A 22,816-nucleotide genomic window follows, 5' to 3' on the forward strand; every position below is an offset into this window, starting at 1 on the left:
ATTATGAAAGACCTCACTCGTTACCGAAATATTGGCATCTTTGCCCATGTAGATGCTGGAAAAACCACCACAACCGAAAGAATCCTCAAATTAACGGGTAAAGTCCACAAAATCGGTGAGGTGCATGACGGTGAAGCGACAACTGATTTCATGGCTCAAGAGCAAGAACGGGGTATTACAATTCAGTCTGCTGCGACAAGCTGCTTCTGGAATGACCATCAACTTAATATTATTGATACTCCTGGACACGTTGATTTCACAATTGAAGTATATCGTTCTCTAAAAGTTCTTGATGGTGGAGTTGGTGTGTTTTGTGGCTCGGGTGGGGTCGAACCACAGTCCGAAACTAACTGGCGTTATGCCAACGATTCTAAAGTAGCTCGGATTATTTACGTCAATAAACTAGATCGTACTGGCGCCGATTTTTACAGTGTGATCAAGCAGGTAAAAGAAATTCTCGTTGCGGAACCTTTGGTAATGGTATTACCTATTGGGATCGAAAATGATTTTGTTGGTGTTGTTGATCTCCTCACTCGGAAAGCTTGGGTTTGGGATGAATCTGGCGATCCCATGAACTATGAGCTTAAAGATGTTCCCGAGGATATGGTAGATGATGTCGAAACCTATCGTGAACAACTAATCGAGACTGCGATTGAACAAGATGATGATTTGATGGAAAAATATCTCGAAGGAGAAGAAATATCTATCGATGAAATTAAATCCTGTATTCGCAAAGGAACTCGCGAACTAGCTTTCTTCCCCACTTATTGTGGTTCTTCCTTCAAAAATAAAGGTGTTCAGTTAGTACTTGATGCAGTAGTAGATTATCTTCCTAATCCCGTAGAAATTGCTCCTCAACCAGAGGTAGATCTCGAAGGAAACGAAACCGGTGTCTTGGCTTATGTTGATCCTGAAAAACCCTTAAGAGCATTAGCATTCAAGATTATGGATGATCGCTTTGGTGCTCTTACTTTCATTAGGATTTATTCAGGAACTCTTAATAAGGGTGATACAGTCTTGAACACCGCTACAGGAAAAACAGACCGTGTAGGTCGTCTGGTAGAAATGCATGCTGATTCCCGCGAGGAAATTAATTCAGCCCAAGCCGGGGATATTGTCGCGATCGTGGGCTTGAAAAATATTCAGACAGGCCATACGCTTTGCGATCCTAAAATGCCAGCAACCTTAGAGCCAATGGTTTTTCCCGATCCCGTTATCTCTATTGCGATCGCACCGAAAAACAAAGGTGGTTCCGAAAAAATGGGCTTGGCACTCAGCAAAATGGTACAGGAAGATCCTTCTTTCTATGTGGAAACTGATCAAGAAAGTGGTGAAACTATTATCAAAGGAATGGGTGAGTTGCACCTAGATATTAAGGTCGATATCCTTAAAAGAACTCATGGGGTGGAAGTCGAAGTTGGTAAACCTCAAGTTGCTTATCGTGAGTCCATTACTAAAGTAATTGATGATTCCTATACCCATAAGAAACAATCTGGTGGTTCAGGTCAATTCGGTCGTATCGACTATACTATTGAGCCTGGTGAACCTGGTAGCGGCTTCCAGTTTAATTCTAAAGTAACTGGTGGTAATGTTCCTCGTGAATTTTGGCCTGCGGTACAAAAAGGATTTGAGAACAGTATTGATAAAGGAGTTTTGGCGGGATTTCCTTGTGTTGATCTCAAATTTACACTTACGGATGGTGCTTTCCACCCTGTTGACTCTAGCGCGATCGCCTTTGAGATCGCCGCCAGAGCAGGTTACAGACAAACTATTCCTAAAGCGGGCCCCCAATTATTAGAACCCATTATGAATGTTGATGTCTTCACCCCAGAAGATCATATGGGAGACGTCATTGGCGATCTTAACCGTCGTCGGGGGATGATTAAAGCCCAGAATACCAATCCTATGGGTGTTCGCATCAAAGCCGATGCCCCTTTAAGTGAAATGTTTGGTTACATTGGAGACCTGCGCACCATGACTTCCGGTCGGGGTCAATTCTCCATGGAATTCTCTCACTATGCTCCTTGTCCCAAAAACGTTGCAGAAGAAGTTATTAAAGAAACCAAAGAACGTGAGGCTGCACTTGCTAAATAATCTTGCTAATAGCTGATTACGATTAGGTTTTTGATTGGTTCAGAAGGAAATTTAATTCTTTCTGAACTTTTTTTTTAATCACATCCTAATAATGCGATTGAGTTTGTCAAGGAAATTTAAGATAAATTCACTAAGAATTATTGAGTCGTAACTTTAACAAACGCCCCAAACATAGGATAATTGAAGATTACTGAAGATTCTGTATCCCTCAATAGAGCTATTTTATCCACAAGGATTTTTTCGCCATCAGTTTAAGCTTAGAGTTGAAAGCGTAAAGCTTTAAGCTATTTATCGCGAAGCGAGTTAAGGAGAGATACAAAAGACAAGATTATATATAAGGAGCAACTATTGGTTACTACAACTTCCTTTAACACCACCAAATCCGAAGAGATTTTCACTGCTGCACAAAAACTAATGCCAGGAGGGGTTAGTTCCCCAGTCAGAGCCTTCAAATCTGTAGGCGGACAGCCCATTGTTTTTGACCGCGTTGAAGGCGCTTATGCTTGGGACGTTGATGGCAATAAATATATTGACTATGTAGGCACTTGGGGACCTGCCATTTGTGGACATGCCCATCCTGAAGTAATTAAAGCTTTACAAGCAGCTTTGGTTAAGGGAACTAGTTTCGGTGCACCTTGTGTTCTAGAAAATGTCTTGGCCGAAATGGTGATTGAAGCAGTGCCCAGTATTGATATGGTGCGCTTTGTTAACTCTGGTACAGAAGCTTGCATGTCGATATTACGTCTCATGCGTGCCTTTACTGGGCGAGAAAATATTATCAAATTTGAAGGCTGTTATCACGGACATGCTGATATGTTCTTGGTTAAAGCCGGTTCTGGAGTTGCAACTCTCGGTTTGCCCGATTCCCCTGGTGTACCGAAATCCACAACTAAAAGCACCCTAAATGCCCCCTATAATGATCTAGAAGCCGTCAAAGCTCTATTTGCTGCAAATCCCGATTCTATTGCAGGAGTTATTCTAGAGCCAGTTGTGGGTAACTCTGGTTTTATCACTCCTGATGCCGGTTTTCTGGAAGGTTTGCGTGAAATTACCAAAGAAAATGGCGCCTTGCTCGTATTTGACGAGGTAATGACAGGTTTTCGTATCTCCTACGGTGGTGCACAAGCTAAATTTGGAGTAACTCCTGACCTCACTACTTTAGGAAAGGTTATTGGTGGTGGCTTACCTGTAGGTGCTTATGGGGGCAGAGCAGATATCATGTCAATGGTCGCCCCGGCAGGCCCCATGTATCAAGCAGGAACATTATCAGGAAATCCCTTAGCAATGACGGCAGGGATTAAAACTTTAGAATTGCTAAAAAAACCTGGTACTTATGAACAATTAGATCGCGTTACGAAAAAACTAGCTGATGGTCTGCGAAATATCGCCCAAGAAGCAGGACATGATGTAGTTGGTGGTCAAATTAGCGCCATGTTTGGCATGTTCTTTGCCAATAGTCCGGTTCATAACTATGATGATGCGAAAAAATCTGATCTTCAGAAATTTTCTCGTTTCCATCGTGGCATGCTGGAGCGAGGCATTTATCTGGCTCCTTCGCAATTTGAAGCTGGGTTTACTTCTCTTGCTCATACAGAAGAAGATATTGAACAAACTTTAGTAGCAGCCAAGGAAGTATTATCAATCATTTAAGATAAAAATATCCTCAAGATTCAAATCACAAAAGCCACGACAGGATAAGGGAAACATTCACCTTGCGATCGTGGCTTTATTTGTTATTATTGATTAACTATTTTAATTCTTTCTCTCTATAGCCACACTGGTAATTGATTCCTGCTCAAAAGGTAAGAACACTTGGGTTTCCTCTTCTAAAGTTGCTTCTTCTTGCAATTGACCAACAATTTTAGCAACCTCCACTCCATTCTGTTCCAAGATGACTGTAGGTTCAGGAAAGCCCGGTTCAATTCTTTTAACTAATATTTGACCATTAGAAAGATATTGTCCTATTTCAACATAACGAGCAGAAGACTCTTCTGGAGCTTGAATGATTAGCTTAATGCGATCTCCTAGTTCAATCAAACCAGTGACAAGAACGTTTTCTGCCAGTTCCGCTAAAGGAGTTTCGGGTTCTATGGTCGGAACTTTACTAATATCTTCTGATGTCCCCGGAGGGTTCTTTGGCGACTTTAATTGTTTTGGTTTTGCCTTCTCAATAATTTCTATTTGAGGTTGTATCGGAACCACCGCAAAAGGATCTTGTCTTCCTCTAATGCTGCCTCTAACTCTAATGTCTGGTTTAGTTGCCGGAATTAATCCTGCCACTTTCTCTTCTTTGGTCTCTTCTGCTTTATTAATCTCTTTTGTTTCTGGATCTTCACCTTCTGTTTTAACTGACTTTTTGGATGAGTCTCCTTGTTTAGCCTCTTGTTGTGCAGTAACTACAACCGTATTGACAGACTTATTTCCTGATGAAGATCGTGAAGAACAACTTTCGAGGGAAAAAGCTAAGATTCCTACTAATATTAAAAATGAAATTTTTCTCATACCAGTTTCACCAAAACTACTACTTCAAATTGCCCCGAAAAATTGTTCCGAGAAACAACTGCGACTCCAAGATAACAGTTGGGTTAAAAAACTGGTAGAGGTAATTTTTAGGTTGGCATTCGCAGAATTTTATGTTACTAATCTTGTGCCATAGATTCTTGGAGAAGGTTCAGCCCCTTTTTTATTTGGCGGGATACAGTTATAACGCTAATTCCCATTCTGCTTGCTGTCTCTTTTTGAGTTAAGTCCTGAAGAAAAACAAATTCTAAAACATTTCTTGTCCGATCTTCTAGTTTGGATAATGCTTGTTGCAAACGCATTCGATCTTCGCGAACTAATTGAAAACTACGATGTTTGGGATCAGCTACTAGATCGCATAAACTGGTTTGACTGTCATTATCGTTATTTACTGATATATCCAAGCTCAGAGGCTTTCTGTTTTTATAAGCAAGCTTGATGTCCTGCCATTCTTTGAGAGAAACGTCTAAATACTGGGATATTTCCAAATCCGTAGGTTGACGATTACAATCCTTGCGAAAATTATTAATAAAAGTAACTGATTTCTGTTTTTTTTCTAGCCAACGTCGGGGAATACGAAGAGTTGAGCTTTTATCTCTTAAATAATGTTGAATTTCTCCTCTGACATAAGGCATTGCAAAAGAACTAAAGGCGTTTCCCTTATTGATATCAAATCTTTCAATTGCTCTGATTAGACCGATACAACTAACTTGAAGTAAGTCTTCGTAGCTTTCATTACATTTATGTACCCAATGATTGGCTTCCTTTTTAACTAAACCAAAATTTAATTCGACAATTTTATTACGTAATTTTGTACTGGGATTTGCTCGATAATCTTGAAATAACTTTAAGCTATCTACTTTAATATTTTTAGTTAGGCAAGTTGTCATTTATATAATCCCTGCTATATGTGGATTTTTGGAGTTATAAAAGCTTGATACTTTTATAAAAATAAGTTCGCTATGAATTAAAAATATTTCAACTAAATCAAGCTTAGTATTCACTCTGATGTAGAGACAACAGCATTTATACGATTTTTTTTATATTAAGAGATTGTCAAGTTCCATTATGATTGCACTGAGGTTTTTTCCTTTTTGAGTAAAAATACCGATATTTTTTAAAGAATTTGATCCTATTCATATAAAAAAAGTATCGAAAGTCTTTACTATATAAATCTAGCCAACAATACATCCTGACTTTAATATCGGTGTCAGTATTTTTAAGCATAAAAAAAAGGGCAAACCTGCCCTTAACTAACTTATTTTTTATTTAAGTCTTTAAGAATATTAACTCGCTTCTCGCTTTATACTTTAGGTTCAATCCGACCGTAAAAGACTCCACGAATTTTGACTTCTTCTGGATTGTCTGCACCTAAATCAGTATCGGAGGGTTGTTCGCTTTCAAAAACTCCCGCAATTTCTCCTGTATTACTATCTACTTTAGTAACATTCAGGGCAATTGTGCCTGTTCCCGTTACATACTGCTTGACATTGGCACGAACGAAATCGTCCTCTCTTCCAAGCAAAGCGACTGAGTAATCATAACCACTAGCAATGCTACGACCTTTGGGATCTAGGAATACTTGTCCGCGATAGGAAGGAACGCGGAATTCGCCTTCAAAGTCTGTGGAAGAATTAATCGATTCTTGACCTGATTCTGTATTAGCGACTAAGCCTTTAATAGTGAATAAGAAAGGTACTTCTTCTCCACCAGGAAGCAGCACAGTTACAGCTTGGAAATCAATCCCACCGAGTTCAGTAAATGTTAAACTGCCATCTTCATTAGCTGTAATATCACCTACGACTTGATCAAGACTGGATGTATATCTAGTTAATAGTTTACCGGCAACAAACTTGGCTTCCTGACGTTTATTTACTGGCTCTTCTTTAACAAAATATTCTCTTGGTTCAATACATAAATCTCTCAACATATAGGATTTATTTGGGTCAATCTCGATGATTCCTCGACTAGTGTCGGGAATATCTAGACAACTGTTAGCTATTCCTGTGTTGACGATATCATCGTATGTGAGTTGGCTTCTATCAAGATTACGAGGGTTTTCACTACAAGCTGTTAATACCCCTAAACATAATGCTAAAAAAGCTGCTATTATTGCACGATACCTCATGGTCTACCTCTTTTCGTTTAATTTTGGATTTAACATCGAGCGCGAAATATTGAGAAAAAAAATAGGTCGTTTTACAAGCAATTTCATCAAGAATAATCTTCATGAGAAAGCGCGCATTTGACTAACCTAGCTAATCTGGATGGTATATACTGTACCAAATAAGGGATTACTTATTCTTGCTGTTGTTCAAGTTCAACTGCAAAATGCTTTAGCAATAGTTGTATTACTATCTACTTAATGAACTACTCTAGGAAAGTGTTCGCCCTGGAAAGGGTTGAGAAGTCTTGATCTCAAATGATTAGTCTTGTAATTTTGGCGGGTAAGTTTCTTGAAATGTTGCTTTTTATACAGACTTTCTCTTTATATTTCGTTACATTCGTTTGCGATCAACAGGCCCTTATAAAACTGCTTTAGACTATGTTATAGGTTAAGCTTTTTGCTTTTTTTTGTGATTAACAAGACAGATTTGAGAGAGCGTTTGACTTCGTTTCCGTCTTTATCTAGACGGCCATAGATGATTTGTCCTTGATAGGATATGGCGGAAGAGCTTCCACCATCAAGATTCATTGCTTTGACCACGCCAAGATTGGAGAGGAAATTGGCGAGTTCTGATAGTGACATGCCCGAGTTTTTGTGCGATCGCTGTGCAACCATGACGAGCAGGATGTCTTGGTTTTTGGTGATGGCAATAGCGCTTCTGGCATTTTGAGATGTTGTTCCAATCGCATTGCGCACCAGTTTGCCATCTTTATAGGCAACAAATCCTTCTTGTACAGAAGTTTCTAAGGGTATTATCTTAGGGCCAGCACCCAAGGCGTCTTGTAGTCGACATCCGAGGGGAATGGGATCGGAATGTAAGCTGATGTCATAACTGATATTATCTCCGCAGAGGTAGCTACGAAATTCGCTACGATTGAGAATTTTGCCTAGATAGGGTTGTATCTTGCGATTTGTGATCAACCCAATGTTATTTCTGGGATCAGCAAGAACTGTGCCTTGTTGCAGAATATAGGATGTAGTTTGTTTATTTTTGGGATCAAAAAAACCTCCATTAATTCCAGCGATCGCATCGCTTTGCATCATAAACTTTTTCAAGGTAGCTAATTCCCCAGTGGCCATAGGTGTAATTTGATAATTACTCTGATGGGGAATGGTAATTATATGAACAACACTATTGGCTTGCGGATAGGTTTGATAGCTGATTTCTCTGCTGGAGGATTTTGCAGGAAATAGGCATAAACTGAGGACAAAGAATAATATTAAGCCGAGATTAATGAAAAACGCATTGAAACATTTTTGCTTGATCATTAGTAAAAGAAAATAATATTATTATAAATAATTGATAGTTTATTTTCTCTTCATTATAGGATAGTAAATAATACTGTGGCCAGTTTTACTTTGTTTCGAGTAAATTTGCTTAGAAAAAATCAGTTGTTTTAGACAAACTTGTAGCATGGACACAGGTCGATTTAAAGTTTTACTCAGTTGTTTAATGGTAATTCCTGTCGCCTGTTCTTGAACAATTTTTAGAATTTCTTCTTGGGTCGTTAGTCCTGGAGTGGCGCTAATTATTTTGAGGTAAGTCACAAAAAAATCCTCAGATATATTGAATAATATAAAAGTGGATAACTATCATTATTTTAGATTAGAAAATTTAATTAGTTTACTTCAGTAAAAATACTGAGAGTACAGATAAAGTTACCCCTTTGCTTTTATACTCGCGATTTTTCAAAATGACAATAGAGGGAGTAATTAAGAATTGACGAGCGACCCTGCGGTCAGACCCCGCGCCGACCGAGCAAGGGAACGCTGACTAAGAGAGCGGATTTTGACACGACTTAGCAATTTTATGGTCTAGTCAGGACTGGTGTTAGGTTTTAGGTAGTAGGTTTTAGGTAAAAAAAAGTTATATTTTGATTTAGATTGGAGAATATTTTAGATCTAAAGAATTTTGATGTCTATCATTGCTGGATTAATCGTTTTTTGGGATTTCCTTAACACCTAACACCTAACACCTAACACCTTTTACCCGCAATTAACTTAATTTTGCCTCGTGTACCTATAATTTACTTATTCCATTTAATTGGTAAGCTGCAATCTTGAGAAGACAAGCTTGTTTCTTGGTTTAAAATTTGCTCTACATGATTATAAATTTCTTCAGCTTCTGAGCGAGAATTACCAATGCTAGTTAAGCCTAGTTTGCCAAATTCCGATAATGAGCCCATGAGATGGAAAACATTTCCCGTGCAAGTGCTGCTGTCGAAATGGAGTCTTGCTTGGGCAATAATATCCATCAAATCATTAGGTAACAATCCTTGGTAACAATCTTGTTGTAAATTGTCAGAGGCAATATAGTATTTAGGTTGGTTTTGTTGGCTAAGAAATAATCCTGTGTCATAGTCGTATGTACCATTGCTTAATAGCTTCAAGGTCATAAAAGGATGTGTTGTGCCGCCTTTTCTAAGATTAATTTCGATCGCGTTGATTTCCCATTCTTGACTATGGGGCTTTTGCACCGCCACAAAATCTACTCCATATCTTTCGATCGCACCTTTTTTTGCTAGGGCATAACCTACTCTTAAGCCGATGTTTTGTAGTTCCAAACGGTATCTTGAATCGGCAGGAAAATGGCAACCGAGATAAATTTGACCATCGGCACCACCCAAAATTTGATCATGAGTTGAAAGAATCTCTACTTCTCCAGAAGGTTGGATATAGCCTTGAACACTAGGAGATGTTTTGACTTCTCCTTCAATAAAAGCTTCGACGATTGCTCCTAATTCGGGAATACGGCGAGAGAAATTACTCCAGGTTTCACCTGCTGCTTGAAAGCTCAGATTTTCTAATTCTTGGGTAATCGCATTAATGGTTTTGGTCTGCTCGCAAATATGGGGGGCATATTCTTTAATGGGGTTTAGATTTAAGACTGCATTGCCTTCTCCAGAAAATCCTTCATTAAGCTTGACTACGATTCGTTGGAGATCTCGTTGTCTTGTCCAGAGATTAATAATTTCTGTGATCAGATCTTCTGTGTTTGTAACGGTATAGCTACCGTCGGGATGGGGAATTTGACATTCGGCAAAAACTTGGCGACTACCACTTTTGGAACCCCAATAAAGTAATTTGGGATCTGAAGCCAAGAGGGGAATACCCAGTTGTAAAGAGAGGTCTTGTTCTAAATTGGTGGAGTTGTAACAGACCATGTAAGAGCGATCGCTGCGAAGAGCGCGACGAATCTTGGCCACCAAACGGGGACGCTCCAAAATTTTTTGGGTTAATGGTTTAAAAGAAGCATCATAAAGGCTAATTTGTAAGAGTCTTTCTCTGGCATGGGAGAAAGGGATGCCCGGAAGTAGTTGTAAATAGTAATCAATAATAATCGGACATAACGGAAGGGCAGAGACATAAATGACTCTAGTGTGAGGATTCCGTAGGCGAATTAGGGAAAACAGTAATCTCTCTTCGTAATGTAAAAATCCCGGAATTTTCTGTCCTAATTGAGGATCGATACTAAATGAAGGGACAACTAAAATATCGCAATCATCTTGATCGAAGATATCAATACTTTGCCAACGATCTCTTAATGTGTCTTGTAATTGCTGAAATTTGAGATTTGAGTTATCTTCTGCAATCATATTACTCTCGCTTTTCCAACTTAAAGCCAACCTTTTGCCAGGGATATTAAGATAGTAATTCCAAAACCGAGACGATACCAAACAAAAACCCAAGTACTTCTTTTTTGTAAAAACTTAAGCAGCCAAGCGATCGCTAAATAAGAAAAAATCGCCGAAGAAATCAAACCGGCAATTAGAGGAAGTAATTCACTCCGCATGATCCCAGTTTCCCATAAGGATCTAAATTCTACTAAACCAGCTAGGGTAATTGCCGGAATTCCCAACAAAAAAGAAAAACGGGCTGCAGTTGCGCGGTCTATATTATTAAATAGGCCTGCAGTGATCGTAGAGCCGGAACGAGAAACTCCAGGAATAATCGCTAAGGCTTGAGCAAAACCGATGATAATGCCGTCTTTAGTGGTTAAATCCTCGAAATTGCGTTTATGATTTCCGATGTATTCTGACAACCCCAAGAGTAAGGCCATGACGATAGAGGCGATCGCGATCGAGGTCATACTTCTTAGGGGAGAATTATCAAAGTCGGGAACAAATAGTTTAATTCCCAAGCCACAAATCACAATCGGAATCGTCCCCACCCCAATCCCCAGGGCCAACCAAAAATTTTGGGAGTCATAATCAGATTGTGCGACAGCTTTGACCATTCCTTGAGTAATCTCCGCTAGATCATCCCAAAAATAGGATAAAACCGCTGCAATGCTACCCAATTGGATAATGGCACTAAAAGCAACCCCCGGATCTCCCCAACCCAAGAATACTGGGACAGCCTTGAGATGGGCCGTGCTGCTGATAGGAATGAACTCGGTTGCACCTTGAACAAAACCGAGGACAATTGCTTGGAATAAATTGACTTGCGACACTGTACTTGTTGCATCAGGAGTCGTTGTCAACTGGGCAATAACTTCTGGATAGTCTGCCGCCTTGGCATAGACAACATTGGCTTGTGCCACAAATAAACTTAAGATAAAACCCAAAATTATCAAAAATACATATTCTAGATATTTTTTTGCAAAATCAGCCATGGAAAATTAGATCCTAAAAAATTCTTCCTTAGTTTATCTGTAAACTTAGTATTTGGTAATCAGACGAGTTTCCCAAACTAAAATCAAAATTTCGATATTATAGGGAAAGAAATTATCGAAGAAGCTCAACGAATTAAAATCTAATCAATATATGAGTTATGCAACCTCCTCTGCTAGAGCAGAAATCAACGAATTGAGACGCTTGAAAACCTTATTGCCTCCTGAACTACAGAGTTGGGTGATTGTCGAAGGTACGACAGAGGTTAATCCTCCTCTGATTCGTAGTGAAGAATTGGGCAAAGATGAGATTGAAATTCAAATCGATCTCCCCAAATGGGACAATTTGGCGATCGATCAGCGTAATTTGTTGTTTTGGCATGAGGTAGCGAGAATTCAAAATGACTCGATTCCCCGTGAAGGTTGGGAAATGGCCGCTTTAGCTATTGGGTTAGGTGGTGCTGTGGGAGAACTTTGGGTTCAAGATGGGCTTCTGTTATTGCTCGCTTTGGCTTTGTGCGGAATCTCTGGTTATCGTCTCTGGCAGAAAAATAATAATGAAAAAACCCTAGTTGATGCGATCGAAGCCGATGGCAAAGCAATTATCTTGGCGACTCGCTTTGGTTATTCTCTACCCAATGCCTACAAAAGTTTAGGAAGTGCTTTGAAAACTCTCATTGAACAAACTCCTAGCCGTCGTCAACGAAAAAAATACGAAGAACGTCTACAATCTTTAAGGCGTAGCGCTGCGAAGGCTAAGTCCCAGATGAATGACCCTCAAGGAGCCCCTATTGGAGGAAGAAGAGACAATCGGATCTAATCTAAACTGTGAACAATCTCAGAAATTATGATCTTTCAGGCGGCTCTTCCTCAGAGCCCATATCATCTCATCTATTATTTTTTATAGCTATCTTCATCGATTAACCCCTCAAAAACATTTCGTAAATGTTAGCCTGTATAGGATAATGAGTTATTGATGTAACTTAATAGCAATTTATTATTTAGTTAATTGAACCCACAAACTAAGCATCGCGAATCAATGACTACTCCATCACCTAACTCAGGTTTTTCATCATTATCTCTGTCTGACAAACAATCTGTAATTGAGTTGCCAGAAAGACTGACGGTATTAGAAGCGGTGACTTTCAAGGATATGGGAGAGGACTTATGTCAACAAGATCAGCCTCCCCAGAAAATTGTGCTTAATTTTAGTAAAACTAAATTTATGGATAGCAGTGGTCTGGGCGCACTCATTGGTATTTATAAGACCGCGACGAAACAGGAAATCGAATTAATTCTTGAATCGGTGCAACCTCCTGTTATGGCTGTTTTTTCGATGGCGGGATTGCTAGATATTCTCAAGATCAATGCTGCCCCAGAATGGTCAGAAGAATCGCAACCAGAAACCCATCCTTCAGTCAATTCTAAAATTAAGCGCATGCTCGACATCATTGGTGCTTTGGTTGGATTACTAATTACAGCCATCATTTTTCTGCCGATTGTCATTGCAATTAAAGTAGATAGTCCTGGGCCGATCTTTTTTCAGCAAACTCGTTGTGGTTGGTTGGGTAAAAAATTTAAAATTTGGAAGTTTCGCTCTATGTGTAGTGATGCTGAGGCTTTGAAAAAACAGGTAGCAAATCAAGCTAGTGGTGCTTTTTTCAAAAATGATAACGATCCTCGGGTTACTAAGGTTGGGCGTTTTCTCCGCCGTACTAGCCTTGATGAATTTCCTCAGTTTTGGAATGTGCTCAAAGGAGACATGAGCCTTGTGGGGACTCGTCCTCCAACTCCTGAGGAGGTTGACTCTTATCAGGTGCCTCAATGGCAAAGATTAGATGTGAAACCAGGTATTACGGGGGAATGGCAGGTTAATGGGCGATCGCAAATACGCAATTTTGAGGATGTAATTCGTCTGGATCTGCGCTACCAGCAGAACTGGAGTTTAAAGCATGATCTTACCTTAATCATTAAAACAGTCACTATTATTTTTAATAAGGATAGTGGTGCGGTTTAGATGAATTGATGTTTAGTAACTAACAATGTTGCTTGACAAGCAAAACCCGCGATCGCGCCGAGCCTGTTTCGTGAACCACGAAACTCCAGCTTTAGTGACCGCGGGTCCTTCAATTGAAAGACTCAAGACTTTGGTACTTAAACAGAAACCTCACTAAATTCACGAGACAGATGATCAAAGGGCTGATCAACAAACGAAACATCGTCAATGCCTGCTTCCTGAGCCATTTTCTTCACCATATCTTTCATTATTTGAATACCGACAACTGTTGGAGCAATCGGAACCCCTAAGGAATTATAGGTTTCTCGTAAACCTTGAAGTACCCGTTCGTCCAAAAGATTGTTATCTGCTGCCACCAAAGCATAACTTGCATAACGAAGATAATAGTCCATATCTCGCAAACAAGCAGAGTAGCGACGGGTCGTATAAGCATAACCCCCAGGCCGAAGTAATTCGGGTACTTCCTCAAATAGTGCTAATCCAGCCTGTCTCACAATGGAAGCTGCATTACCGCTAATCAAAGTGGCAACTGCTACTCTAGCAGCACCTGATTCAAAATATAGTTTTAAACTATCAATGGCATTCCGATCAAGATAACGACCAGAGAGGTCGTAATTCTTGATTAAGCTGGTTACCGCGTCTCGCATCAAAGATTTCTCCTAACAGCAATTAATTTTTTTTAATTAGGCATAAAGTAAGCCCGATTTTTAATGCTTTGTTCATCTATAATCCCATAAACCGTGACAGTCTACAGCTTCCCTTCCGGATTTTAACCGTAGTTGTAATATTTCTTTTAGTATCGGGTACGATAATGTCGGTGTTATAATAATTGGCATGATTGTTTTTTTGGCAAAAAAAATGCCTCCCCCTCTGGGAAGACATCGTCAAACAACACTTTAAACAACACTTAGATAAAAACTAGATTTAATTTCTGACACAATTCACAACGAGTGTCAGTTTTTTTTATTCAGCAGGTTCGATAGCTTCAGCAGATTCTTCCTCAGTGGGGATTTCTGCATTATCAGTTGCAGGAAGAATGATATCTCCGTTAGCATCAGGATTGATTTCGCTAGCTTCTATTTCCGCATCTTCGCCGGCGCCGATGGTAGCATCTTCCAAGCTTTCTTCCGCACTGATAGTAGCATCTTCTAAGACTTCTTCAGCGCTGATAGTAGCATCTTCTAAAGCACCTTCAACAGCCTCGCCATCAACGATAGGAAGTTCTTCTTCTGCTTGAGCTTCTAGAGTGGGCTCTTCTAATTCAACATTGAAGCCCTCAGCGGTGGGCTCCTCAGCACTTTCAAGAATTACAGAACTGTTGGCAGTAGGCTCTTCGTTTACGGGAGTCTCGCTGTTAACTTTATTGCAAGCACCCATTAGAGTGACAACACCGAGAGTAAGAAATAAAGATAAATTTTTCATGATTGTTAAGTTTTTTTGGCTGTTCTTGACATTCATTACGATATGAATAAAAAGTAAAAAATCTGATAGCCTAGATTGTGATTTTGTGAATTTCTTTGATTTCATGAGCACTACAAGATATGGTATTTGGGGTTTTAGGGACTTAGCGAGAAGTGCTGAATGGAGAATTTAGAACAGACAAAGGCGATACTTGGATCTTTCGCGATAATATCAATGAGCAATTAGCAGTGAAATAGCGAAATAGTTTCTGATATATATGAAAATTGCGATTCTTGCTTCCGGTTTTCTGCCGGTTATTGATGGCGTTACAGTCAGTGGATTTTATCGGCTACAAAAACTTAGTCAGTGGGGACATGAAGTATTGTTCTTTTGTCCCGACTATAGTGCGCTGGCCCATATCTATCCTAATTGGCAGGATTATACCGGCAATATTTTCCCTGGGGTAAGAGTTGTCAGTCTTGAAAGTAAGGCTTTTTTCGTCGATTTTGAGCGAGATGTCGCCTGGGGTTCTTATCGGCAGGTCAAGCGAGAATTAGCTGAGTTTCAACCAGATATTATTCATGTTGATGAGCCTGAACGTTTATTTGTAAGTTTTTGGCGACTAGCAGGAATTAAGTTTGCTCGTCGTCATCAGATACCTTGTGTCGGCTTTTTTAGGACTAATTTTTTGGAATATTTAGAGGATTTTTTTGCTCTGCCAAAACCTTTGCTAGCAAGTTTACATTGGGCACTTAAAAAAATAATTGTCTATGTTTATAATTCCTATGATGTCACTCTAGTTTCGAGCACGATTACTAGAGATAAAATTATCGCACTAGGAATTAAAAATAGTTTGTATGGGAATTTACTGGGGTTTGAATCAGAGAAATTTGATCCGGATTTGCGTCAGGACAATTTTTTTGAAAGCAAGTATGGTTTGTCGCCAACAGGCGATCGGGTTAAGTTGATTTTCTTAGGCCGCTTAACTCCCGATAAAGGATGGGATTTTACCTTATCTTTGCTACCCAAATTATTCCAAAAAATAGACAAAGACAAAGTTATCTTTTTAGTTGTAGGAGATGGCGAAACTAAAGAAAAAATTGTCAATAAACTAGCTGATCTTAAGACTAACTTTCATCTATTTGGTCGCATTGCTCCAGAAGATATTCCCGAACTTTTGGCCAATTGCGATCTTCATGTAACTACTTCAGAAAAAGAAACTAGAGGCTTAACTATTGTCGAAGCTTTTGCTTCTGGCATTCCTGTTTTAGCACCTCGTGCTGGAGGGGTTGTGGAAAATATTCAAGATGGAATAAATGGCTATTTATATGAGCCTGGTGATGAGAATGACTTTGTAGAAAAACTCACCTGTCTGGTAGAAGATACTACCTTGCGCCACCATATGGGACTCAGGGGTAGAGAGTCAATTCAAGATAAGTATAGTTGGGATAATACAATTAAAAACTTAGTCAATATTTGGCAAGAACAAATTAAGAGCAAAGCAAAGAGATAGTAGATCTTTAATAGGATCTACAATGTGCCAGAATTCCAACAACCGTTAACATGCGCTGGCTAACTGCTCCCGTGCGGGTTTTCAGAATCAGACTCAGGATCAAACATTTTGTTGCTGTTGGGCTATTGCTTGGAGTTGCTGCACACGCTCTTGGGTTGGCGGATGGGTACGAAATAGGGATTGTAATCCACCACCGGAAAAAGGATTAATGATTAGTACTGGTTCAAAAGCAGGATTGCCATTCATGGGAACTTGTCTGCCGATGGATTCTAGTTTCTGTAGAGCATTGGCCAAGGCAAGAGGCTTTTGCGTAATTTCGGCAGCACCCCGATCTGCGGAAAATTCTCTGGTGCGAGAGATTGCCATTTGAATGATCGATGCGGCGATCGGTGCTAACACTACTAAAAGCAGAACCCCAATTGGGTTGCTACCTCGACGATCATCTCGGCTCACAGGCCCATATAAGGCCCCAAAAGTTAGCATTTTACCCAAAAATGTGATTGCGCCACCTAATGTTCCGGCTACTGCTTGAGTTAGGGTGTCGCGATTTTTGATATGGGTCAATTCATGGGCAATTACCCCAGCCAATTCCTCTTGATTTAGTATTTGCACAATTCCCTGTGTTACTGCCACCGCAGCATGTTCGGGATCTCGCCCTGTCGCAAAAGCATTAGGAGTTTGCGTGGGCACAATACATAATTTGGGCATGGGCAAATCTGCTTTGGTTGCTAAATCTGCAACTAAATCATAAAGTTCTGGTGCTTGCTCCCGATTTATGGGCTGGGCTCGGTAAGCAGCAAGGGCTGCTTTATCGGAATAAAACCAAGAGCCAAAACTACCCATTGCAGCCATCACTAGACCGACCATGGCACCTTGTGCGTTGCCTGTTGCCCAGTAACCTCCTAGAACCAAAAGACCACTTAATAATCCCAACAGAGCGGCAGTTTTAATTTGATTATTTCCAGACATAGAATTGATTAGAATTTAATTATATTTTTTCTTAAAGTAGATCACGTCTTTAATCGAACGCACTTAATTTACAACTCGTAACTTATTTTTTTTATCTATCTCAATGAATGATCCTAATCTTAGCTAACAAAAGTAGATTGATTACGGTTTTCCGAAAATATTAGTTCGGGACAAAAACCGCACCAGAATTTTCAGGTAAGCCACACTGCAATCTCGTTCTAGTAGTGATTATTATAAAAATAACGAAACGAGCAAAACTCAAGTTTCTCAAACAACAATTTTAAGACTATTAATCACACGGAGACCAAAAAATATGGCTTTAGTAAGATATAATCCTTGGCAAGAAATGAATTCTTTACAACGACAACTAAATCGTCTATTTGACGATGCATTAACTCCTGATAATTGGGATAACTTTGGTAATTTATCTAAAGTTCCTGCTGCTGAGCTCACTGAAGCAGATGATGCTTTACATCTCAAGCTAGAAGTTCCTGGCATGGAGGCCAAAGATATAGATATTCAGGTAATGGCTGATCGGGTTGCAATTTCTGGGGAAAGAAAATCGCAAACTGAATCCGAGTCTAACGGTAGTACTCGTTCTGAATTCCGTTATGGGAAGTTCTCTAGAGTAATTCCATTACCAGGACGAATCCAAAACACTAATGTTACTGCTGAATACAAAGATGGTATTCTCAACCTCACTTTACCAAAGTCAGAGGAAGAGAAAAATAAAGTAGTAAAAGTTAATCTTGGTGATGCTAATAGCTGATTCTCTTTTAAGATTTAACTGACACTAAACCGATGATATAGATTAATAGTGAAGCCCAGTCACTTTTGTGGTGGCTGGGTTTTCTGTTGGTACTCACCGTTCGCTTTAAATTGAATTACCAATTAAATTGCTATTTAACGGAGCCAAAATCTATCTGTGTATGACTTATAGACGTTTGATTGGATAATGAAGGAGCATTCCAGCGATCGCATTAAAATATTAATGTCCAAACGCGATCGCAAAAAGATAATTTTATGGGACATAATTTTGCTATTTCTGCGATCGAGATCGCGGACTTTAAGGATAATTCTGAGTTCTTAAGGCGATCGCGTTTTCTTTATTTATAACGACTCTTGCTCCTTGCGACCTTCATTTTTAGAAGGATCAACATTACAATATATTAAACAAGCTTAAATTTTACTTTTATAAATATTTATGACCGACGTTCCCGTCTCTCGAATTCGTAACTTTTCTATTATCGCTCACATCGATCATGGTAAGTCTACTCTCGCCGATCGCATGTTGCAAATGACAAAAACCGTTGCCCAAAGAGAAATGAAAGAGCAATTTCTCGACAATATGGATTTGGAAAGAGAGCGGGGCATCACAATTAAGCTCCAAGCTGCCAGGATGAACTTTACTGCCAAGGATGGCAAAGATTACATCATTAATCTGATTGATACTCCTGGCCATGTAGATTTTTCCTACGAAGTTTCCCGTTCCTTGGCCGCTTGTGAAGGTGCTTTACTTGTTGTCGATTCTTCCCAGGGCGTGGAAGCGCAAACTTTGGCTAATGTTTATTTGGCATTAGAAAATGATTTAGAAATTATTCCAGTTCTCAATAAAATAGATCTCCCAGGGTCTGAACCAGAAAGGGTTGCGGGGGAAATTGAGGAAGTGGTCGGCTTAGATTGCACTGATGTAATTAAAGCTTCAGCCAAAGCAGGAATTGGCGTTGAAGATATCTTAGAATCGATTGTTGAGCATGTTCCGCCACCAGCAGACACAGTAGATGAACCCCTTAGAGCTTTAATTTTTGATAGTTATTACGATGCCTATCGTGGCGTAATTGTCTATTTTCGCGTGATGGATGGCAAAGTTAAAAAAGGCGATCGCGTTCGCTTGATGGCATCGGGCAAAGAATATGAAATCGATGAGCTGGGAGTATTATCTCCCAACCAAATCCAAGTCGAAGAACTACACGCAGGAGAAGTTGGTTATTTTGCCGCGGCAATTAAAACCGTAGAAGATGCCCGTGTTGGCGATACAATAACCCTCTCAGAAACTCCTGCTGCTGAAGCCTTACCAGGTTATACCGAAGCTAAACCCATGGTCTTCTGTGGTTTGTTTCCCACGGATTCTGATCAATACGAAGATCTGCGAGATGCCCTAGAAAAGCTAAAACTTAATGACGCAGCTTTATCCTATGAGCCTGAGACTTCTAGTGCGATGGGTTTTGGTTTCCGTTGCGGTTTCTTGGGGCTGCTTCATATGGAGATTGTCCAAGAAAGATTGGAGCGTGAATATGACCTTGAACTTATTACCACCGCACCATCAGTAATTTATCGGATTACCACTGTTGACGGTGATGTGATCGAAATTGATAACCCTTCCCAATTGCCACCTCCTCAACAACGCACCAAAATCGAAGAGCCCTATATCAAAGTAGAAATCATTACCCCAGAAAATTTTGTCGGTACTTTAATGGATTTATGCCAGACTTGTCGTGGTGATTTTAAGGACATGAAATATTTCACTCTCAATCGAACTTGTCTTGTTTATGAATTGCCTTTGGCCGAAGTAGTCACAGACTTTTTTGATCGCTTGAAATCCCGTTCTCGTGGTTATGCCAGCATGGAATATCAACTGATTGGTTATCGCGAAAATAATCTAGTGAAGCTGGATATTTTGGTGAACAAAGATGGAGTAGATGCCCTGTCTACTATTGTTCATCGGGATAAAGCTTATTATGTTGGTCGGGCTTTGACCGAGAAACTCAAAGAATTGATTCCCCGCCATCAGTTTAAAGTTCCGATTCAAGCCTCGATTGGCACCAAAGTTATTGCTAGTGAACATATTCCCGCATTGCGTAAGGATGTCTTAGCCAAATGTTATGGCGGTGATATTTCTCGGAAGAAGAAACTTTTGCAAAAACAAGCCAAAGGGAAGAAACGCATGAAAGCGATCGGTACTGTGGATGTGCCCCAAGAAGCATTTATGGCTGTCTTGAAGTTGGATTCTTAGTAATAAGAGCTGATGGTTCTAAATAATTTGGAATTTAGATGGGTAAACGTTGAATATCCTTATTATTGCCTAAGGCGATCATAATCGAGCCTTGGGTGAGCTTATAATGAGAATCGGGATTAGCAATAAACTGATCATCTTCCGCAACAGCTAAAATACTCACGCCATAGCGTATTCTTAGTTCCAGCTCGGCCAGAGTTCTGTTATGGAATTCTTCTGGAACTAATACTTCCACAATGCTATTGTCCGTATCTAATTCAAAGCGATCTAGCAGAGCTGGTTTAGTTAAACTTTCGGCTAAGGTACAACCAGCTTCATACTCAGGAAAAACTACTTTATCAGCTCCTACTCGTTCTAACAATTTACCATGGACTTCTGAAGATGCTTTCGCAACTACATATTTCACTCCAGCTTCTTTGACATTTAAAGTTGTAATAATGCTTTCTTGTAGATAATTACCGATCGCAACAATTACTGTGTCCATTTCATAAATGCCAGCTTCCTTCAAAGCTTCTGGCTCGGTAGAGTCTAGCTGAACTGCGTGGGAGGCAATTTTTTGGGTCAAAGCCTGGGTAACTAATTTCTCATCAATATCTGTTCCCAAAACCTCATAGCCCATTTGGTGTAAAGAACTGCATACTGCTCTACCAAAACGTCCCAATCCAATCACTGCAAACTGACTACTCTCTTTACGAAAATTAGTCAAGAATTTTAAGGATTTCAAGTTCGCCCCCTCTCCCGTCATACTTTAGCTCCTGGACGAATACTATCTTACAGCGATCATTCAGGTTTAGGATCTCAATAATTAACCAACTAATAAATTTTCCTTAGGATATTGCAGAGAAGTGGGCCGCGCATCCCCAATAATGGCTGCAATAACTATTAAAATACTCACTCGCCCAATATACATTGCCAAAACCAAAATCAGTTTGGCTCCTGTTGATAAACCGGCGGTGATTCCCATAGATAAACCGACTGTCGCAAAGGCCGAAATAACTTCAAATAATATTTGGATAAATTCTAGATTGGGTTCGAGAAATGCGATCAAAGTCGTAAACAAAACAATGCAAGTGCCAGTCCCAAAGACTACGGCAACTGCTTTTAAAATTAAAGTACTGGGAACTTCTCTTTGATAAAGTACAACTTCATCTTTGCCTTCTAATGCTGATTTGGTACAGTTCATCAAGACACTAAAAGTCGTGGTTTTAATACCGCCGCCTGTGCCACTAGGACTAGCCCCGATAAACATTAATCCCATGGTCAAAAATAAACCCGCAGTACTCATTTTCCCAAGATCAATACTATTAAAACCTGCTGTGCGCGTTGTCATAGACTGAAACCAAGCTGCTAAAAACTTGTGTTCCAGACTAAGATCTCTGAGGGTTGCGGGGTTATGCATTTCGGTTAAGAATACGACCAATGTGCCAAGGACTAACAGCATCATTGTCGTGCGAGTTACCACCTTAAAGTTCAGAGAAAAACAAAATTTTGCCTTACTTTTCGATAAGAAATTAATAATCCATAAATAGATTTCAATAATTACCTGATAACCAATACCGCCAAAGATTACTAGCCCAGGGATTACGATGTTAATTAGCCAAGAACTTTTATATCCTACCAAACTATCAGAAAACAAACTAAAGCCAGCATTATTCCAGGCACTAATACTGTGAAAGATGGAAATCCATAAGCCTTGAGAAAATCCATATTCGGGAACAAAAACTATTAATAAAAGAAAAATACCCGTAATTTCTAAAATTAGAGTTGTGGCAATAATAGAACGAACTAAATTATTACTTCCTTGTAAAAAAGGGCGGTCAAAAGATTCTTGAATGGCAAATTTTTGCATGAGATCGAATTTTCTACCGATCAGCAACATTAAAAATGTTGTAATCATCATATAGCCCAATCCTCCTATTTGAATTAATAAGAGAATAGTCAATTGACCCCACAAGGAAAAATAACTACCAGTATCTACGACTGCTAACCCTGTCACGCAGACAGCAGAGGTGGCGGTGAATAATGCCACAACAGGATTAGTCCAAATACCCTCAGTATTGGTAAAAGGCATCAGAAGCACTAGAGTTCCTAATGCAATACAAGCGAAAAAACCCAGGCAAATAGTCCTAGCAATAGTCATAAATAATTTGGTCGGTTATTAGTTTTTAATATTTTAGCTATTATGGGGCTTGATTCGATAGATGATATTATACAAACGATCATAAAGTAGCTTAATTCTTACTATGCCAGATTCCATAATGTATCAAGAGGACGGCTACGTGGTTCTCGAAGCAGATAATCCCGAACAATTTATGACACCAGAGGAATTACAAAATAAACTCAAAAATATTTTGCTATCTGGAAAAGTGGAAATTCCTAGAGAATTATTCAAGTTAGAATCTATAGAAGAGAAATCCCATTATCTCATGGAAAATTACTTTGAATTAGATGTCGGGGAAGATAATTTTTTACAGTGGTATGTAGTGCGACTGGAAAAATAAGTTTAGGAT

General features: G+C 39.5%; 20 protein-coding genes. 8 read left to right on the plus strand and 12 right to left on the minus strand.

Features of this window, described 5'->3' with window-relative positions:
* Positions 1-3 precede the first annotated feature (3 nt).
* Both fusA and hemL read left to right on the plus strand, forming a co-directional pair.
* Entirely contained in the window at positions 4-2,094 is a 2,091-nt protein-coding gene (gene fusA / locus XEN7305_RS16565) for an elongation factor G (RefSeq protein ID WP_006510626.1), read from the plus strand.
* Between the two features lie 348 nt (positions 2,095-2,442).
* Entirely contained in the window at positions 2,443-3,744 is a 1,302-nt protein-coding gene (hemL, locus tag XEN7305_RS16570; RefSeq protein ID WP_006510627.1) for a glutamate-1-semialdehyde 2,1-aminomutase, read from the plus strand.
* Positions 3,745-3,846: 102 nt separating this feature from the next.
* Here the strand turns inward: hemL and XEN7305_RS16575 are convergent, their stop codons facing one another.
* From XEN7305_RS16575 to XEN7305_RS16605, 7 genes are all read right to left on the minus strand, one after another.
* On the minus strand, positions 3,847-4,596 hold the full coding sequence (locus XEN7305_RS16575) for a hypothetical protein (RefSeq protein ID WP_006510628.1): 750 nt from the start codon (positions 4,594-4,596) through the stop codon (positions 3,847-3,849).
* Positions 4,597-4,733: 137 nt separating this feature from the next.
* Positions 4,734-5,504, minus strand: coding sequence for an RNA polymerase sigma factor SigF (locus XEN7305_RS16580; protein ID WP_006510629.1), 771 nt, complete (start codon positions 5,502-5,504; stop codon positions 4,734-4,736).
* A gap of 413 nt (positions 5,505-5,917) precedes the next feature.
* Positions 5,918-6,742, minus strand: a complete 825-nt coding sequence (locus XEN7305_RS16585; RefSeq protein ID WP_006510630.1) for a photosystem II manganese-stabilizing polypeptide — start codon at positions 6,740-6,742, stop codon at positions 5,918-5,920.
* A gap of 420 nt (positions 6,743-7,162) precedes the next feature.
* A complete protein-coding gene (locus XEN7305_RS16590; RefSeq protein ID WP_006510631.1) occupies positions 7,163-8,050 on the minus strand; it encodes a phosphodiester glycosidase family protein in 888 nt (295 codons plus the stop codon).
* A gap of 39 nt (positions 8,051-8,089) precedes the next feature.
* Entirely contained in the window at positions 8,090-8,329 is a 240-nt protein-coding gene (locus tag XEN7305_RS16595) for a hypothetical protein (protein ID WP_006510632.1), read from the minus strand.
* Positions 8,330-8,808: 479 nt separating this feature from the next.
* A complete protein-coding gene (locus tag XEN7305_RS16600) occupies positions 8,809-10,377 on the minus strand; it encodes a peptide ligase PGM1-related protein (RefSeq protein WP_006510633.1) in 1,569 nt (522 codons plus the stop codon).
* A gap of 20 nt (positions 10,378-10,397) precedes the next feature.
* Positions 10,398-11,396 carry an undecaprenyl-diphosphate phosphatase gene (locus tag XEN7305_RS16605; protein ID WP_006510634.1) on the minus strand — a complete coding sequence of 333 codons (999 nt, stop codon included), beginning with the start codon at positions 11,394-11,396 and terminating at the stop codon, positions 10,398-10,400.
* 151 nt (positions 11,397-11,547) lie between these two features.
* Between XEN7305_RS16605 and XEN7305_RS16610 the strand changes: the two genes are divergently transcribed.
* Together XEN7305_RS16610 and XEN7305_RS16615 are read left to right on the plus strand one after the other, a co-directional pair.
* A complete protein-coding gene (locus tag XEN7305_RS16610; protein WP_006510635.1) occupies positions 11,548-12,213 on the plus strand; it encodes a DUF3318 domain-containing protein in 666 nt (221 codons plus the stop codon).
* Between the two features lie 219 nt (positions 12,214-12,432).
* A complete protein-coding gene (locus XEN7305_RS16615) occupies positions 12,433-13,410 on the plus strand; it encodes an anti-sigma factor antagonist (protein WP_006510636.1) in 978 nt (325 codons plus the stop codon).
* A 137-nt stretch (positions 13,411-13,547) separates the two neighbouring features.
* Here XEN7305_RS16615 and apcB read toward each other — a convergent pair whose 3' ends face one another.
* Positions 13,548-14,057, minus strand: coding sequence for an allophycocyanin subunit beta (gene apcB, locus XEN7305_RS16620; RefSeq protein WP_006510637.1), 510 nt, complete (start codon positions 14,055-14,057; stop codon positions 13,548-13,550).
* 316 nt (positions 14,058-14,373) lie between these two features.
* Positions 14,374-14,832, minus strand: a complete 459-nt coding sequence (locus tag XEN7305_RS16625; protein ID WP_040898325.1) for a hypothetical protein — start codon at positions 14,830-14,832, stop codon at positions 14,374-14,376.
* 256 nt (positions 14,833-15,088) lie between these two features.
* Here XEN7305_RS16625 and XEN7305_RS16630 point away from each other — a divergent pair, with 256 nt between their 5' ends.
* A complete protein-coding gene (locus XEN7305_RS16630) occupies positions 15,089-16,324 on the plus strand; it encodes a glycosyltransferase (protein WP_006510639.1) in 1,236 nt (411 codons plus the stop codon).
* 99 nt (positions 16,325-16,423) lie between these two features.
* Here the strand turns inward: XEN7305_RS16630 and XEN7305_RS16635 are convergent, their stop codons facing one another.
* Positions 16,424-17,293 (minus strand): M48 family metalloprotease, encoded by an 870-nt coding sequence (locus XEN7305_RS16635; RefSeq protein ID WP_006510640.1) that lies wholly within the window; start codon positions 17,291-17,293, stop codon positions 16,424-16,426.
* Between the two features lie 313 nt (positions 17,294-17,606).
* Here XEN7305_RS16635 and XEN7305_RS16640 point away from each other — a divergent pair, with 313 nt between their 5' ends.
* Both XEN7305_RS16640 and lepA read left to right on the plus strand, forming a co-directional pair.
* Entirely contained in the window at positions 17,607-18,062 is a 456-nt protein-coding gene (locus tag XEN7305_RS16640) for an Hsp20/alpha crystallin family protein (protein ID WP_006510641.1), read from the plus strand.
* Positions 18,063-18,497: 435 nt separating this feature from the next.
* Positions 18,498-20,306, plus strand: coding sequence for a translation elongation factor 4 (gene lepA, locus XEN7305_RS16645; protein WP_006510642.1), 1,809 nt, complete (start codon positions 18,498-18,500; stop codon positions 20,304-20,306).
* Positions 20,307-20,340: 34 nt separating this feature from the next.
* Here lepA and XEN7305_RS16650 read toward each other — a convergent pair whose 3' ends face one another.
* Together XEN7305_RS16650 and XEN7305_RS16655 are read right to left on the minus strand one after the other, a co-directional pair.
* Positions 20,341-21,051, minus strand: a complete 711-nt coding sequence (locus XEN7305_RS16650) for a TrkA family potassium uptake protein (RefSeq protein ID WP_006510643.1) — start codon at positions 21,049-21,051, stop codon at positions 20,341-20,343.
* Between the two features lie 60 nt (positions 21,052-21,111).
* The gene (locus XEN7305_RS16655; protein WP_006510644.1) at positions 21,112-22,446 is read right to left on the minus strand and encodes a TrkH family potassium uptake protein; all 1,335 of its coding nucleotides are present in this window, start codon (positions 22,444-22,446) and stop codon (positions 21,112-21,114) included.
* A gap of 103 nt (positions 22,447-22,549) precedes the next feature.
* On the opposite strand from XEN7305_RS16655, the gene XEN7305_RS16660 reads away from it, so the two are divergent.
* On the plus strand, positions 22,550-22,807 hold the full coding sequence (locus XEN7305_RS16660; RefSeq protein WP_006510645.1) for a chlororespiratory reduction protein 7: 258 nt from the start codon (positions 22,550-22,552) through the stop codon (positions 22,805-22,807).
* Positions 22,808-22,816 lie beyond the last annotated feature (9 nt).

This window comes from Xenococcus sp. PCC 7305, from assembly GCF_000332055.1.
GTDB lineage: Bacteria > Cyanobacteriota > Cyanobacteriia > Cyanobacteriales > Xenococcaceae > Xenococcus.

Coding starts and splice junctions, on each gene's coding strand:
- fusA (WP_006510626.1), top strand. CDS start 4: ATGAAAGACCTCACTCGTTACCGAAATATTGGCATCTTTGCCCATGTA.
- XEN7305_RS16575 (WP_006510628.1), bottom strand. CDS start 4,596: ATGAGAAAAATTTCATTTTTAATATTAGTAGGAATCTTAGCTTTTTCC.
- XEN7305_RS16580 (WP_006510629.1), bottom strand. CDS start 5,504: ATGACAACTTGCCTAACTAAAAATATTAAAGTAGATAGCTTAAAGTTA.
- XEN7305_RS16585 (WP_006510630.1), bottom strand. CDS start 6,742: ATGAGGTATCGTGCAATAATAGCAGCTTTTTTAGCATTATGTTTAGGG.
- XEN7305_RS16590 (WP_006510631.1), bottom strand. CDS start 8,050: ATGATCAAGCAAAAATGTTTCAATGCGTTTTTCATTAATCTCGGCTTA.
- XEN7305_RS16600 (WP_006510633.1), bottom strand. CDS start 10,377: ATGATTGCAGAAGATAACTCAAATCTCAAATTTCAGCAATTACAAGAC.
- XEN7305_RS16605 (WP_006510634.1), bottom strand. CDS start 11,396: ATGGCTGATTTTGCAAAAAAATATCTAGAATATGTATTTTTGATAATT.
- XEN7305_RS16610 (WP_006510635.1), top strand. CDS start 11,548: ATGAGTTATGCAACCTCCTCTGCTAGAGCAGAAATCAACGAATTGAGA.
- XEN7305_RS16615 (WP_006510636.1), top strand. CDS start 12,433: ATGACTACTCCATCACCTAACTCAGGTTTTTCATCATTATCTCTGTCT.
- apcB (WP_006510637.1), bottom strand. CDS start 14,057: ATGCGAGACGCGGTAACCAGCTTAATCAAGAATTACGACCTCTCTGGT.
- XEN7305_RS16625 (WP_040898325.1), bottom strand. CDS start 14,832: ATGAAAAATTTATCTTTATTTCTTACTCTCGGTGTTGTCACTCTAATG.
- XEN7305_RS16630 (WP_006510639.1), top strand. CDS start 15,089: ATGAAAATTGCGATTCTTGCTTCCGGTTTTCTGCCGGTTATTGATGGC.
- XEN7305_RS16635 (WP_006510640.1), bottom strand. CDS start 17,293: ATGTCTGGAAATAATCAAATTAAAACTGCCGCTCTGTTGGGATTATTA.
- XEN7305_RS16640 (WP_006510641.1), top strand. CDS start 17,607: ATGGCTTTAGTAAGATATAATCCTTGGCAAGAAATGAATTCTTTACAA.
- lepA (WP_006510642.1), top strand. CDS start 18,498: ATGACCGACGTTCCCGTCTCTCGAATTCGTAACTTTTCTATTATCGCT.
- XEN7305_RS16650 (WP_006510643.1), bottom strand. CDS start 21,051: ATGACGGGAGAGGGGGCGAACTTGAAATCCTTAAAATTCTTGACTAAT.
- XEN7305_RS16655 (WP_006510644.1), bottom strand. CDS start 22,446: ATGACTATTGCTAGGACTATTTGCCTGGGTTTTTTCGCTTGTATTGCA.
- XEN7305_RS16660 (WP_006510645.1), top strand. CDS start 22,550: ATGCCAGATTCCATAATGTATCAAGAGGACGGCTACGTGGTTCTCGAA.